The following is a 14,098-nucleotide window of genomic DNA, read 5'->3' on the forward strand; positions in this document are numbered from 1 at the left end:
CCCTGACTTCCCCGGAATGCGGGGAGTATTGGCCAAGAACCGTACGCCGTTTGCGACCGCGCGCACAGGCCGGTCACGCCATCGGGCGGGTCAGACCCAACCTGTGGCGTAGAACACGCCGATGACGACGAAGACGGCCGTCGTCTTGATCAGGGTGATGGCGAAGATGTCCTTGTAGGACTGCCGATGGCTGAGGCCGGTGACGGCCAGCAGGGTGATGACCGCACCATTGTGGGGCAGGGTGTCCATGCCGCCGGACGCCATCGAGGCCACGCGGTGCAGCACGTCCATGGGGATGCCGGCCGCGTTCGCGTTGGCGATGAAGCTGTCCGCCATCGCCGCCAGCGCGATGCTCATGCCGCCGGAGGCCGAGCCGGTGATGCCGGCCAGCGCGGTGACCGAGATGGCCTCGTTGACCAGCGGATTCGGAATGGCCTGCAGCGCATTGGCGACCACCAGGAAGCCGGGCAGGGCGGCGATGACCGCGCCAAAACCATACTCCGAAGCCGTGTTCATCGACGCCAGCAGCGCGCCGCCGATGGCGCTCTTCGTGCCCTCGGCGAAGCTGGCGAACACCGGCTTCCATGCGAACAGGATGACCGACGCAATGCCGACCAGCAGCGCACCCTGCACGGCCCAGATGGCGGCGACCTTGGACACTTCCTGCACGACCGGTGCCGGGTTGCCGATCACCGCCGGGACGAACGACTGGCTCTCGCCGTAGAAACCGGGAATCCAGCGAGTGAACAGGAAGTTCGCCACGCCGACCAGCAGCAGCGGCAGGATCGCGATTAGCGGATGGGCCAGCCGGTCACCCTTGAACGGTTCGGGTTCGTTGCGCAGTTCGTCGCTGCCGGCATAGCCCTCGCCGTTGCGCGCGGCCACGCGGCGACGCCACTCCAGGTAGCTCATGCCGACGATCAGGATGAACACGCCGCCCAGCGTGCCCAGCACCGGCGCGGCCCAGCCCGTGGTGCCGAAGAACGAGGTGGGGATGATGTTCTGGATCTGCGGCGTGCCCGGCAGCGCGTCCATGGTGAAGGTGAAGGCGCCCAGCGCGATGGTACCCGGCACCAGCCGCTTGGGGATGTCGCTCTGGCGGAACAGTTCGGCCGCGAACGGATACACCGCGAACACCACCACGAACAGCGACACGCCGCCATAGGTCAGCAGCGCGCACACCAGCACGATGGACAGCATGGCGCGCTGCGCGCCGACCACCTTGATGGTGGCTTTCACGATCGCCTTGGAGAACCCGGAGATCTCGATCAGCTTGCCGAACACCGCCCCCAGCAGGAACACCGGGAAGTACAGCTTCAGGAAGCCGACCATCTTGTCCATGAACAGGCCGGTGAACATCGGTGCGACCAGCGACGGATCGGTCAGCAGCACCGCGCCCAGCGCCGCGATGGGCGCGAACAGGATGACGCTGTAGCCGCGGTAGGCCACGAACATCAGGAAGCACAGCGCGGCCAGCACGATCAGGAACGACATCCACGACTCCTCGGCCACCGCCGGTTTCAGTGCGGCGAGTATCGGCAGCGCCGCGCCGGCCGGCCCACTGTACGAAGGTACGATGCCGTCCGCCCGGCCCGCCCACTAGTGTTCGCTTCAATCGGCGGCATCCGTCCGCCGCCATGTCATACCCGGGAGGGGGAGACCCATGAAGCGCAAGCACCTGAGCCTGGCCATCGGCTGTGTCCTGTTGTCGTCCATGCCCGTGGCATGGGCGCAGGACGCCGCACCGGCCACCGCGTCGCCAGCCACCAACGCCACCACGCTCGATTCGGTCAAGGTGACCGCGCGCAAGCGCGAGGAAACCCTGCAGGACGTGCCGGTCGCGGTCACCGCATTCACGCCGGAGACGCTGGACAAGCTCAACATCAAGGATCTCGGCGACCTCGACGCGCAGGTGCCGAACCTGACGGTGTACGCCGCACGCGGTTCCACCAGCACCGTGACCGCCTACATCCGCGGCGTCGGCCAGGCCGATCCGCTGTGGGGTGTGGACCCGGGCGTGGGCATCTACCTGGATGACGTCTACATCGCCCGCCCGCAGGGCGCGCTGCTGGACGTGTTCGACGTGGAGCGCATCGAAGTGCTGCGCGGTCCGCAGGGCACGCTGTACGGCAAGAACACCATCGGCGGCGCCATCAAGTACATCTCGCGCGGACTGCCGCAGGAAACCACCGGCTTCGCCTCGGTCACCGTGGGCAACTACAACCAGCTCGACGTGAAGGCTGCGCTGGGCGGCGAGATCGGCGGCAAGGACAGCGGCCTGCGCGGCCGCGTGTCGGTCGCCAGCATGAACCGCGACGGCTTCGGCGAGAACAAGTTCAACGGTCAGGAGGTCAGCGACAAGGAGATCAATGCGGTCCGACTGCAGCTGGGCGCGTACTCGCAGGACGATTTCGACGTGCAATTCGCCTTCGACTACCTGGACGACCAGTCGGGCGTGCGTGGCGGCAAGCTGTTGTCGGCCAACACCAGTGCGACGGCGAACTTCCTGTTTCCGGGCCTGTCGGCCTACACGCCGATGGACAGCCGCTACGACATCTACAGCGCCATGCCCAACGTCAACGACACCGAGATGAAGGGGCTGTCGGCGACCGTGAACTGGCGTCCCAACGAGAATTGGGCATTCAAGTACGTCGTCGCCAAGCGGGAGTCGGATACCGAGACCAACATCGATTTCGACATGACGCCGTTCCCGGTTGCGGACGTGAAGGCGTTCTACAGCGATAGCCAGGTGACCAACGAAGTGCAGGCCAACTACGACGGTGGCGGTCGTGCGCGCGGCGTGGTCGGCGTCTACCATTTCGATGGCGACGCCGGCGGGCAGGTACTGAACAACTTCTTCGGCCTGAGCTTCGGCGACACCCAGGGCGTGGTCAACACCAGCAGCTTTTCGATCTATACCGACTGGACGTTCGACCTCACCGATCGTCTGAAGCTGGACGTCGGCGCGCGCTATACCGACGAGGACAAGCATGCGGTGGCCTACAACATCGGTTACACCGATGCCACGTTCACGACGCCGAACGGCGTGGTCGCCGCCAATTTCGACAAGACCATCAACTTCAAGAACGTATCGCCCAAGGCGTCGCTGGACTTCCAGGTCACGCCGGACATCATGGTGTACGGCCTGGCCTCGCGCGGCTTCAAGTCCGGCGGCTACAACATCCGCGCGAACACCACCGCAGTGCCGCGATCGGGCGAGCCATTCGACGACGAGAGCGTCGACAGCTTCGAGGTCGGCAGCAAGATGTCGTTCCTCGACCAGCGCCTGTTCCTGAACCTGTCCGCGTTCCACAATAAGTACAAGGATATCCAGTTGTCGGTGTTCACGCAGTACATCGATGGCAACGGCAACCCCCAGTTCTTCGGCGACTTCACCAACGCCGGCAAGGGCACCGTCAACGGCGTGGAAGTGGAATACCAGTTCCTGCCGACGGCGAACTGGCTGATCAGCGGCAACCTGGCCTGGCTGGATGCCAAATACGACGAGTTCATCACCGGCGGCGTCAACGTCGCCGATACGCAGTACTTCACCAATGCCCCGGAATTCTCCGGTGCGCTCAACCTGGAGTACCGCACCGATCTGGCTAACGGCGGCAACCTCTCCGCGCGCGTGACCTATTCCTACCAGTCCGAGGTGTATCCCACCACCGACCTCAGCGAGGCAATCAAGCAGCCGGGATATGGTCTGCTCAGCGCTGGCGTGGTCTGGCGCGCCAACGACGCGTGGTCGTTCTCGCTGCAGGGGACCAACCTGGCCGACGAGGAATACCGCACCACCGGCTACAACCTGCAGGCGGCGCTGGGTGTCCTGTCCGGCTTCTACGGTCCGCCGCGCCAGTACAGCCTGACCGCGCGCTACGACTTCTGAGCACGCGCACGGCCATGACGCGGAACCGACAGCGGCGGGCGAAAGCCCGCCGCTGCTGCGTTATGCTCCCGCGCATGTCTTCCCGCCCCGTAGCGTGCGCCATGCGCACGACCGCAGAAGCCGCCGCGCGCCTTGCGCGGTCGGGGTGCGATGCGGCATCGATCATCGTGACGGGATCGACATGCGGTTTCCGGCATCGCGCGGTCGTGCGCATGGCGCACGCTACGTGGGGTTCCGCGTGCTGAGCGTGGGCATGGTGGTGCTGGCCGGATTGCTGTGGCTGGGCGTGCTGTTCGGCTCCGCGCTCTACGCCGAGCGGCGGCCGCACGTGCTGGCGGTGCAATGGCCCTATATCTACGCGCTGTCGCTGGCGGTGTACTGCACCTCGTGGACCTTCTTCGGCACGGTGACGCAGGCCGCACGCTACGGCTGGCCGCTGCCGCCGACCTTCGTCGGCACCATCCTGCTGTACGTCTTCGGCGCGTTCCTGTTGGTGCGGCTGGTGCGGATGGCACATGAGTCGAACGCGACCTCGTTGGCCGACCTCATTGCCACGCGGCTGGGCAAGGACGGTTGGCTGGCGGCGACGGTGACCCTGGTCGCGGCGCTCGGCCTGATCCCTTACATCGCGCTGCAGCTGAAGGCGGTGGCGATGAGCTTCGCGTTGCTGACGCGCTCGCCTGGCAACGAGGCGCTGCCGGCGTGGCAGGACAGCGCGCTGTACGTGGCGTTGGCGATGGCGGTGTTCGCGATGCTGTTCGGCACGCGGCGTGCCAGCGCGGTGGAACACAACCGCGGCCTGATCCTGGCGATGGCGTTCGAATCGCTGTTCAAGCTGGCGGCGATGCTGGCGCTCGGGCTGTTCGTCTGGTTCGGCCTGCCGGATTTGCCGGATGTCGCACCCGTGCAGGCCCCCGCGTCGACCACTTATGGCTTCCTGCCGCTGGTCGCACTGGGCGTGCTGGCCATGTTCACCCTGCCGCACCAGGTGCACGTGGGCGTCGTCGAATGCCGGGACGAACGCCATGTGCGCACGGCGCGTTGGCTGTTCCCGCTGTACATGGTGCTGATGGCGGCGCCGCTGCTGCCGCTGGCGCGCGCCGGCGGTGCGATGTTCGGCGACGCGGTGCCGTCAGACCTCTACGTGCTGGCGCTGCCGCTGTCGCAAGGGCAGCAGGGGCTGGCGCTGCTGGCGTTCCTCGGCGGCCTGAGCGCGGCCACCGGCATGGTGGTGGTCAGCACGCTGACGCTCAGCCTGATGATCGGCAACCACTGGCTGGCGCCGGGTCTGTTGCGGGGCGGCTGGCTGCGCGGGCGCGGGGGCGACCTGCGCGGTGCGGTGTTGACGCAGCGGCGTGTCGGCATCGTCGCGGTGATGCTGCTTGCGTGGGCGTACAGCCGCCTGGTGGCGGGCAACGATGCGCTGGCCGATGTCGGCGCGGTGTCGTTCTCGGCGCTGGCCACGCTGGCACCGGCATTGGGCTTCGCGATCTGGCGCCCGCAGACGCCGCCGCGCGCGGTGATCGCCGGCATCGCGGCGGGCTTCGTCGTCTGGGTCTGGCTGCTGTTGTTGCCGGTGACGATGGACGCGCGTGGCGTCGCGCCGGCCTGGCTGTCGCAGGGGCCCTTCGGCATCGCTGCCCTGGCGCCGGATGGCTTTTTCGGATTGACGGGCTGGAGCCGGCTGGGGCGTGCGGTCGGCGTCAGCCTGTTCCTCGGAACCGTGGTGACGTTGGTCGTCATGGGATGGCGCGGCACGGCACCGCGCCGCGCCGACAGCCGCGGCTTCGATGCCGGGACGCTGCGCGATGCCGGACGCCGCTTCCTCCCGCGCGAGCGGGTGGAAGAGCTGCTGGTCGATGCGCCGCGCAGCGGACCGGTGCCCGCGTTGATCGAGGCGCGGTTGGAACGCGAACTTGCCGCGGTGCTGGGGTCGGCATCCGCGCGCCTGCTGCTGGATGCGGCGCGCCGCGAAAGCGGCGACCTGGAGACCGTCGCCGCCATCGTCGGCGAGGTCTCGCAGGACCTGCGCTTCAACCAGCAGGTGCTGGAAGCCGCGCTGCAGAACATGAGCCAGGGCATCAGCGTGATCGACCGCGACCAGCGGCTGGTCGCCTGGAACCGGCGCTATGCGCAGATGTTCGGGTTCCCGCCCGAGGTGCTGCAGGTGGGACGCCCGATCGCCGACCTGACCCGCTGGGCGTTGCAGCGCATGCCGCAGCGTGGCCACGATGATCGGGCGCTCGAACGGCGGCTGGCTTTCATGCGAGCGGGCACGCCGCACCTGACCGAGCGCGTGTTCCCGGATGGCAGCATCGTCGAGATCCGCGGCAATCCGATGCCGGGGGGCGGCTTCGTCGCCACCTATACCGACGTCACTGCATCGCGCCGGGCGGAGCGGGCGCTCAAGCAGGCCAACGAGACGCTGGAGCAGCGCGTGGCCGAGCGCACCACGCTGCTGGAGACCGCCAAGCGCGAGGCCGAACACGCGAACGATGCGAAGAGCCGCTTCCTGACCGCGATCGGACACGACCTGCTGCAGCCGCTGCATGCGGCTCAGCTGTTCACCGACGCGCTGTCGCAACAGTTGCCGGAGACGCACCAGCGCGAGACCGCGCTGCAGGTGCGCGGTGCCCTGGATTCCACCACCGACCTGCTGACCGGCCTGCTGGACATGTCGCGGCTGGAAGCAGGTGGGCTGGTTCCGGAGCCGCGTGACCTGCCGCTGCTGGAAGTGCTGGAGCCGCTGGCGTCGGAGTTCCGCGTGCTCGCGCACGAGCGCGGCCTGTCGTTCGCCATGGTGCCCACACGCGCCTGGGTGCACACCGACCCGCAGCTGCTGCGGCGCATCCTGCAGAACTTCCTCGCCAATGCCGTGCGCTACACCGCGCGTGGTGGCGTGTTGCTGGGCGTGCGGCGCATCGGCCCCCATCTGCGTGTCGAGGTGTGGGACACGGGGCCGGGTATCGCCGAGGCGGACCAGCGACGGATTTTCGAGGAATTCCGTCGTGGCGACGACGTGCCCGGGCAGGGCCTCGGTCTGGGGCTGTCGATCGCCGACCGCATTGCGGCGCTGCTGCACGCGCCGTTGTCGCTGCGCAGTCGGGTAGGGCGGGGAGCGGTGTTCGCCGTCGACCTCGTGCGGGTGGCGGCCCCTGCGCCCGTGCCCGTACCGTTCGGCAAGCCGGGCCTAGCCGGCCGCCACGTGCTGGCGGTCGACAACGATCCCGTCGCGCTGTCTGCGCTGCGACAGGTGCTGGAGGGCTGGGGATGCAGTGTCGCCATCGCCGGTGATGGCGATGCGGCAGAGCGCGCGTTGCAGGAGCAGACGGCCGACCTCTGGCTGTTCGACTACCACCTGGACGATGGCGATACCGGCGTGGCGCTGGCCGAGCGCCTGCGCGAAGCGCACGGTTCCCGGCCCTGCCTGATCCTCACCGCCGACCAGACCGATGCCGTGCGACGTGCCGTGCGCGATGCGGACCTGCCGTTGCTGGCCAAGCCGGTGCGGCCACTGGCGCTGAAGTCGGTGCTGGACCGGCTGCTGGCGGCGCGGGCGACGTAGTGCTCATCGTCGTCCCAGCGAATGCTGGGACCCATTTGCTCTTGATTGTCCGCTCGTCTTCCGTGCCGCGCCCGAACCCGCAAAAAAGCAAGATGGGTCCCAGCATTCGCTGGGACGACGACGGATGGTTCACAGGTAGAATCACTGCCCCACTGCCCGTCGATCCCCCATGCCCTACACCCCCATCGTCGCCACCCTCGGCTACGTGCTGTCGCCGGACCGCTCGCAGGTCCTGCTGATCCACCGAAACGCGCGTCCCGACGACCAGCACCTGGGCAAGTACAACGGGCTGGGCGGCAAGATCGAGCCCGACGAGGATGTGGTCGCCGGCATGCGCCGCGAGATCCACGAGGAAGCCGGGATCGACTGCGACGCGATGACGCTGCGCGGCACGATCAGCTGGCCGGGCTTCGGCAAACACGGCGAGGACTGGCTGGGATTCGTCTTCCTCATCACGACGTACAGCGGCACGCCGTTCGAGTCCAATCCCGAGGGCACGTTGGAGTGGGTGCCGGTCGAGAAGATCATGGAGTTGCCGTTGTGGGATGGCGACCGCCACTTCCTGCCGCTGGTGTTCGACGACGACCCGCGCGGCTTCCACGGCGTCATGCCGTACCGCGATGGCCGCATGGTGTCGTGGGATTACTCGCGGATCTGAACCTGCCCGTTCGCATGCTTCTTCTGTAGGAGCGACGTGAGTCGCGACCGGAATGGGCGACGGGCAGTGCGCCGTACATGATTCGGGGGCGAGACGACGATAGTCGTGTGGCTCTCTGTTGTCGACAGATCAAGGACGTTCCTTTCTACGGTCGCGACTCACGTCGCTCCTACAGAAACGGGCGCGTGTTCCACGCCACGACTTTTCCACATCCGCTGTGGAATGACGTTGGGAAACCATGTGGATAACCCCGCCGCCGCCTTGTGCCGCAGGGCTGTCAAGATGCGTGGCGAAAATTTGACCAGCGCGTGACGGGTCGGCGACGAGGTTGTCCACACCGCATGTGGATGGTCTGTCGACGAACATGTGGATAAGCATCGGCGCGCGTTGCGGCGCAACGCTGTCAAGATGGGTGGCGAAATTATGGCCAGTGCAGTCGACGGTCCTGCGATGGCGGATGGTTTCACGCACTAATCCGTCATCCCCGCCAATGCCGGGCGTGCGACGTGCGTCGCCGTCATGCGCGGGAAGCAAAAGGCACTGGGTCCCGGCCTGCGCCGGGATGGCGATTCTCGCGCCGTCGTCCCAGCGAACGCTGGGACCCATCCTGCTGTTCTCCACGACACATCCAGCGAAACCAAGGGCAGAAGCCAAATGGATCCCAGCGTTCGCTGGGATGACGTAATCAGGGGTGATGCAGCTCTCGTCACGGCGACTTTCAAACGCTGGACGGCGGGTCAAGCCGGGAGCCGGCGATCTGCGTTTTTAAGATGCGTGGAAGAGCAAAGACACTGGGTCCCGGCCTGCGCCGGGATGACGATTCCGGCCCGTCGTCCCAGCGAACGCTGGGAGCCATCCTACTGTTCTCCACGACACATCCAGCGAAACCAAGGGCAGAAGCTAAATGGATCCCAGCGTTCGCTGGGATGACGTACCCAAGGGTGATGCAGCTCTCGTCACGGCGACTTTCAAGCGCCGGACGGCGGGTCAAGCCGGGGGCCAGCGATCTGCGTCTTTAACCCGCTTGGAAGAGCAAAGGCACTGGGTCTTGGCCTGCGCCGGGATGACGATTCTCGCGCCGTCGTCCCAGCGAACGCTGGGACCCATCCTGCTGTTCTCCGCGACACATCCAGCGAAAGCAAGGGCAGGAGCCGAATGGATCCCAGCGTTCGCTGGGATGACGACATGCGGGGCGCGGAGTTTCGTTCGCTGGGATGACGGCGTGGGCGTCGCGGGGATTCGTTCCCGACATGCGGCGTGGCAACGAGGCAGGATTACTCGATCTGCCGTGCCGGATCGGCCAGTTCCAGTTCGCGCAGTACCACGCCGGCCTGGGTACGGTTGCGCACGCCGAGTCGGTCGAAGATCGCGGACAGATGCGCTTTCACCGTGCGCTCCTGCACGTCGAGGCGGTCGGCGATCTGCTTGTTCAACAGGCCCTGCGCCACCAGCGTCAGCACGCGGAACTGCTGCGGCGACAGGCTCGCCAAGCGACCGGCGAGTTCGGTGTCGTGTTCGGACGACTGCGCGCGTGCGACCGCGCCGCGCAGCGACGCCGGCAGCCACTGCTCGCAGGCGAGCACGCTGCGGATCGCGTCGCGCAGTTCGTCCAGGCCCGAGCTCTTGGGCAGGTAGCCGGCGGCACCGTGGTCCAGGGCACGGCGCACCACGCGCGGATCGTCGTTCGCCGACACCACCACCACCGCGACCGCCGGGAACTGCGCGCGGATCGCCGCCAGGCCCGCAAGCCCGTGGTTGCCGGGCATGTGCAGGTCGAGCAGCACCAGGTCGATGTCGTCGTGCGCTTCCAGCGTGGCGATGACGCCATCCAGTGACTCGGCCTCGCGCACCGACAGCTGCGCCACGGCGTCCGCCGCCGCACCGCGCAGGGCAGCACGGAACAGCGGATGGTCGTCGGCGATCAGGAGGTTGGGCATTCGGCGCAAGTCATTGGGCGGGTGCTTGCATCTGGCGGGTCTCGATCCTTGCCCTTGAGCACCCGAGTCGGGTGCCCTCGTCTTTCCTCAGGCGGAACGCGCCAAGGCAGGTGTCGCGGAAGTAGCGAGGCATCAGCGAAGCTTCGCCATAGGGATTGGAGTCGTACTGCAGGTGGTAGCGCATGCCGTGAGCGTCGCGTCCAATCGCATCCCATACCTCGGAGTCGACGCCGCGTCCCTGGACGGCAAACCAGAACGCTTGTCCGGCGGCGTCGGCCTCCTGGGCACAGGCCCAACCTGCTTCCGTCTCCCCTCCTGCGGCGACCCATCCGCAGGCGTTGGCCTGGGAGCCGGACAGGCGTGCGAGTTCGCTGCGAAGCGGATGTTCCGGCGCCGATTCGCTACAGGCGGCGAGCACGATGATCGCAAGCAGGTTGCATGTTCTCGGCGGGACGCGGATCTTCAAGGTCCGATGCTCACTGCACCGTCCAGCCGCCATCCACCACGATGGTCTGGCCGGTGATGTTGCGGGCGGCGGGCGAGGTGAGGAAGGCGGTGATGCCGGCCAGTTCGTCCAGACCGATGAAGACGCCCTTCGGCATCGGCTTCAGCATCACCTGGCTGACCACGTCGGCCTCGGAGATGCCGCGCGTGCGTGCCTGGTCGGCGATCTGCTTGTCCACCAGCGGCGTCTTCACGTAGCTGGGGCACACGGTGTTGATGGTGATGTCGGTGTCGGCGGTTTCCAGCGCCAGCACCTTGGAGAAACCGACCAGACCGTGCTTGGCCGCCACGTAGGCGCTCTTGTACGGGCTGGCGACCAGCGCATGGATGCTGCCGATGTTGACGATGCGGCCGAAGCCGCGCTCGCGCATGCCGGGCAGCACCGCGCGCGTCAGCCGGGCCACGCCCACCAGCATCACCTGCACCAGGAAGTCCCACTTCTCGATGGGGAAGTCTTCCAGCGGCGAGACATGCTGCAGGCCTGCGTTGTTGACCAGCACGTCGATGGGCCGCGAGATCGTCGCCAGCGCGGCGTCGATGCTGGCCTGCGAGGTGACGTCGAGCGCGACGGCCTCCGCCGAACCGCCTTCACTGCGGATCTGCGTGGCGACGGCTTCGGCGGCGTCCAGGTTCAGGTCGCTGACGATGACGTGGCGGCCGGCTTCGGCCAGCTGCGCGGCGATGCCGGCGCCGATGCCGCTGGCCGCGCCGGTGATGAGGAGGGTGTGGGTGGGCTGCATGGGGGAACTCCTGCGTGTCGTCGCTAGGGTAGCAGGCAGGCGCGCGCGGTTCGTGGTACCAAAGTACGATGACGGCGCTTCCCGCGGAGGGTAGTTTCATGGCATTGACCGGAACCCTGGACGCTTTCCACGCATGAACGCGAAGACGCGCATTTCCTGCGGCCTCTTGCTCGGTGCGGCGCTCGCCGCCTGCAGCAGCGCGCCGCCCAAGCCCGAAGCGGTGGCCCACATGATCCAGCCCCAGCGCGTCACCGACCATCGTGGCGCCGACGACCTGCTTACCGCCGGCCTGGGCCTGGACGGCCTGCGCGCGATGGCGGCGCCCGCGTTCGCCGATCCCGCCAACCCGACGCCGGCCGAACTGCGTCGCCGCGCGATCTGGGCGAACTGGCGCGGCATCGCCGACCTGTCGCTGACCGGCAGCTACGGGCAGGCCTACGGCAGCGTGGCCAGCGCGCCGGGTCGCGAGTATTCGGCACTGGCGACGGTGCCCGGCGCCAAGCAGCCGCATCGCGTGCTGGTGCAGGTGCCGGACAACTTCGATGCCACGAAGCGCTGCGTCGTCGTCACCGCCGCGTCCGGCTCGCGTGGCGTCTACGGCGCCATCGCCGTCGCCGCGCCGTGGGCGCTGCCTAAGGGGTGTGCGGTCGCCTACACCGACAAGGGCGCCGGCACGGATTACTTCGACCTGACCGACCAGCGCGGCGCGCGCGAGGACGGCACCATCGGCGAACTCGGCGTCGACACGCTCGCCTTCACGCCCGACGCGCCGGTCGGCGCCAGCGGCGTGGCGGTCAAGCACGCGCATTCCAAGGACAATCCGGAGGCGGACTGGGGCAAGCATGTGAAGCAGGCGGCGGAATTCGCGCTGGCTGCGCTGGACCAGGCCTTCCCGCAGGCGGCGCCGTTCCGTTTCGACAACACGCGCGTCATCGCGGTCGGTATCTCCAACGGCGGCGGTGCGGTACTGCGCGCCAGCGAGGAGGAGGGCGGCTGGCTGGATGCCGTGGTCGCCGGCGAACCCAACATCTACGCGGCCGATGCGCCCGGCGCGCGCTCGCTGTACGACTACACCACCGAAGCGGCGCTGCTGATGCCGTGCGCAATGCTGGACCTGCCGGCCGAGTCGCTGCCGCAGCCACCGCTGCGTGCACAGGTCGAACCGCGGTGGACGGCGCGCTGCGCCACGCTGAAGGCGGCGGGCCTGGTGACGGGTGCCGATGCGAAGGCGCAGGCGGCGTCGGCGCATGCGCAACTCAAGGCGAACGGCTGGACCGACGAGGCGCTGGTCGCCGGCGCGCTGAGCGTGGGCTTCGACCTGTGGCGTGCGGTCGCGGTGACGTATGCGTCCGCTTACGGTCGCTACGGCGTGGGCGAGCATCCGTGCGGCTTCGCGTTCTCGGCGCAGAACGCCGACTTTTCCGCGCGTGCCGCGACGGCCGCCGAGCGCGCCGCGTGGTGGTCCGAGGGCAGCGGCATTCCGCCGGGTGCCGGTGTCGGCATCGTCGATACGACGCTGGCGCCGCCGGACTTCACCCTGCCTGGCCTGCAGTGCCTGCGTGCGCTGCAGACCGGCAGCACGGATGACGCGCGCCGCGTGCAGGCGGGCATCGCGCAGACGGCGGCGCACTCCCCGAAGACGCGCCGTCCGGTCGTGGTGATCCATGGCCTGGACGATGGCCTTGTCCCGCCCGCGTTCTCCAGCGCGCCTTACGTGGCTGCGGCACGTGCCGCCAACCCCGACGTGCGCTACTGGCAGGTGCGTCATGCGCAGCATTTCGACGGCTTCCTGGCGCTGCCCGCCTACGGCGCGCGTTACGTGCCGCTGCTGCCGTATGTCTACGCCGCGCTGGACCAGGTCGATGCCACGCTGGATGGCCGCCGCGAATTGCCGGCGAATGCGCTGATCAGCGCGCAACCGCGTGGCGCGGGTAGTGTCGAGCTCAGCCAGCTCGCGATTCCGCGGTAAATGGATTCAGGTGTGGGAGCGACGTGAGTCGCGAAAAGATGCTCGGCATCCAGAGATACATTGGGATGATGGGCAATTCTTGCCTTCTTGACTCCGTTCAATCGCGACTTACGTCGCTCCCACGGAACGGAGGGTAGGGTGCCCCCACGACGGTTTCACCCGGTTCGGCTTACCCTGTAGGCCGTCCCCGGTCACGACTGCCGCCATGTCCCGACACTTCTCGATGATCCGCGACTTCCAGCTGGCCGACTGGTTCACGCTGGGCAATGCGTTCTGCGGCACCGGCGCGATCTTCGCGGCGATGCGCTTCCTGCAGGAGGGCATCCTGCGCGACCTGATGATCGGCATGGCGCTGATCCCGCTGGCCTTCATCTTCGACGCGCTGGACGGACGGGTCGCGCGCTGGCGCAACCAGGCCTCGGTGCTGGGACGCGAACTGGATTCGCTGGCCGACGTCATCTCCTTCGGCGTGGCCCCGGCCGCGCTGGCCTACGCCTGCGGCATGCAGGGCGGCTGGGACTGGCTGGTGCTGTCGTACTTCGTGGCCTGCGGTGTCAGCCGGCTGGCGCGCTACAACGTCACCGCCGAGTCGCTGGCCGACGGCGGCGACAAGGTGAAGTACTTCGAGGGCACGCCGATCCCGACCAGCCTGCTGCTGGTCGTGCTGCTGGCGATCGCGGCCTACCTGGGCCACGTGGGGCCGGACCTGTGGCTGGGCGCGCTGAAGCTGGGGCCCTGGTTGCTGCATCCGCTGGTGCTGCTGTTCGCGGTATCCGGCACGCTGATGATCAGCAAGACGCTGCGCATTCCCAAGCCTTGAGCCGTGAGGTGAGGGC

Annotated in this window: 9 protein-coding genes; 5 read left to right on the top strand and 4 right to left on the bottom strand. The window is 67.7% G+C overall.

Annotated features, from left to right (window positions below; translation table 11 throughout):
- Positions 1-90: 90 nt before the first annotated feature.
- Positions 91-1,494: a GntP family permease gene (locus CSC78_RS03975; RefSeq protein WP_162336608.1), complete on the bottom strand. Its 1,404-nt coding sequence runs from the start codon at positions 1,492-1,494 to the stop codon at positions 91-93.
- 169 nt (positions 1,495-1,663) lie between these two features.
- Between CSC78_RS03975 and CSC78_RS03980 the strand changes: the two genes are divergently transcribed.
- From CSC78_RS03980 to CSC78_RS03990, 3 genes are all read left to right on the top strand, one after another.
- Positions 1,664-3,889 carry a TonB-dependent receptor gene (locus CSC78_RS03980; RefSeq protein ID WP_162336609.1) on the top strand — a complete coding sequence of 742 codons (2,226 nt, stop codon included), beginning with the start codon at positions 1,664-1,666 and terminating at the stop codon, positions 3,887-3,889.
- A gap of 181 nt (positions 3,890-4,070) precedes the next feature.
- Entirely contained in the window at positions 4,071-7,454 is a 3,384-nt protein-coding gene (locus tag CSC78_RS03985; protein ID WP_238391154.1) for a PAS-domain containing protein, read from the top strand.
- A gap of 169 nt (positions 7,455-7,623) precedes the next feature.
- A complete protein-coding gene (locus tag CSC78_RS03990) occupies positions 7,624-8,112 on the top strand; it encodes an NUDIX hydrolase (protein ID WP_162336610.1) in 489 nt (162 codons plus the stop codon).
- 1,274 nt (positions 8,113-9,386) lie between these two features.
- On the opposite strand, the gene CSC78_RS03995 is transcribed toward CSC78_RS03990, so the two are convergent.
- From CSC78_RS03995 to CSC78_RS04005, 3 genes are read right to left on the bottom strand one after another with little or no spacing between them, the layout of a single operon-like run.
- Positions 9,387-10,049: a response regulator gene (locus CSC78_RS03995; RefSeq protein ID WP_056881237.1), complete on the bottom strand. Its 663-nt coding sequence runs from the start codon at positions 10,047-10,049 to the stop codon at positions 9,387-9,389.
- A 10-nt stretch (positions 10,050-10,059) separates the two neighbouring features.
- Positions 10,060-10,515 (bottom strand): hypothetical protein, encoded by a 456-nt coding sequence (locus tag CSC78_RS04000; protein WP_162336611.1) that lies wholly within the window; start codon positions 10,513-10,515, stop codon positions 10,060-10,062.
- 10 nt (positions 10,516-10,525) lie between these two features.
- On the bottom strand, positions 10,526-11,293 hold the full coding sequence (locus CSC78_RS04005; protein ID WP_162336612.1) for a 3-hydroxybutyrate dehydrogenase: 768 nt from the start codon (positions 11,291-11,293) through the stop codon (positions 10,526-10,528).
- Positions 11,294-11,426: 133 nt separating this feature from the next.
- Between CSC78_RS04005 and CSC78_RS04010 the strand changes: the two genes are divergently transcribed.
- Together CSC78_RS04010 and pssA are read left to right on the top strand one after the other, a co-directional pair.
- Positions 11,427-13,262 carry a 3-hydroxybutyrate oligomer hydrolase family protein gene (locus CSC78_RS04010; RefSeq protein ID WP_162336613.1) on the top strand — a complete coding sequence of 612 codons (1,836 nt, stop codon included), beginning with the start codon at positions 11,427-11,429 and terminating at the stop codon, positions 13,260-13,262.
- 205 nt (positions 13,263-13,467) lie between these two features.
- Entirely contained in the window at positions 13,468-14,082 is a 615-nt protein-coding gene (pssA, locus tag CSC78_RS04015; RefSeq protein WP_162336614.1) for a CDP-diacylglycerol--serine O-phosphatidyltransferase, read from the top strand.
- Positions 14,083-14,098 lie beyond the last annotated feature (16 nt).

Source organism: Pseudoxanthomonas japonensis (genome assembly GCF_010093445.1).
Taxonomy (GTDB): domain Bacteria; phylum Pseudomonadota; class Gammaproteobacteria; order Xanthomonadales; family Xanthomonadaceae; genus Pseudoxanthomonas_A; species Pseudoxanthomonas_A japonensis.

Coding starts and splice junctions, on each gene's coding strand:
- CSC78_RS03975 (WP_162336608.1), bottom strand. CDS start 1,494: ATGTCGTTCCTGATCGTGCTGGCCGCGCTGTGCTTCCTGATGTTCGTG.
- CSC78_RS03980 (WP_162336609.1), top strand. CDS start 1,664: ATGAAGCGCAAGCACCTGAGCCTGGCCATCGGCTGTGTCCTGTTGTCG.
- CSC78_RS03985 (WP_238391154.1), top strand. CDS start 4,071: ATGCGGTTTCCGGCATCGCGCGGTCGTGCGCATGGCGCACGCTACGTG.
- CSC78_RS03990 (WP_162336610.1), top strand. CDS start 7,624: ATGCCCTACACCCCCATCGTCGCCACCCTCGGCTACGTGCTGTCGCCG.
- CSC78_RS03995 (WP_056881237.1), bottom strand. CDS start 10,049: ATGCCCAACCTCCTGATCGCCGACGACCATCCGCTGTTCCGTGCTGCC.
- CSC78_RS04005 (WP_162336612.1), bottom strand. CDS start 11,293: ATGCAGCCCACCCACACCCTCCTCATCACCGGCGCGGCCAGCGGCATC.
- CSC78_RS04010 (WP_162336613.1), top strand. CDS start 11,427: ATGAACGCGAAGACGCGCATTTCCTGCGGCCTCTTGCTCGGTGCGGCG.
- pssA (WP_162336614.1), top strand. CDS start 13,468: ATGTCCCGACACTTCTCGATGATCCGCGACTTCCAGCTGGCCGACTGG.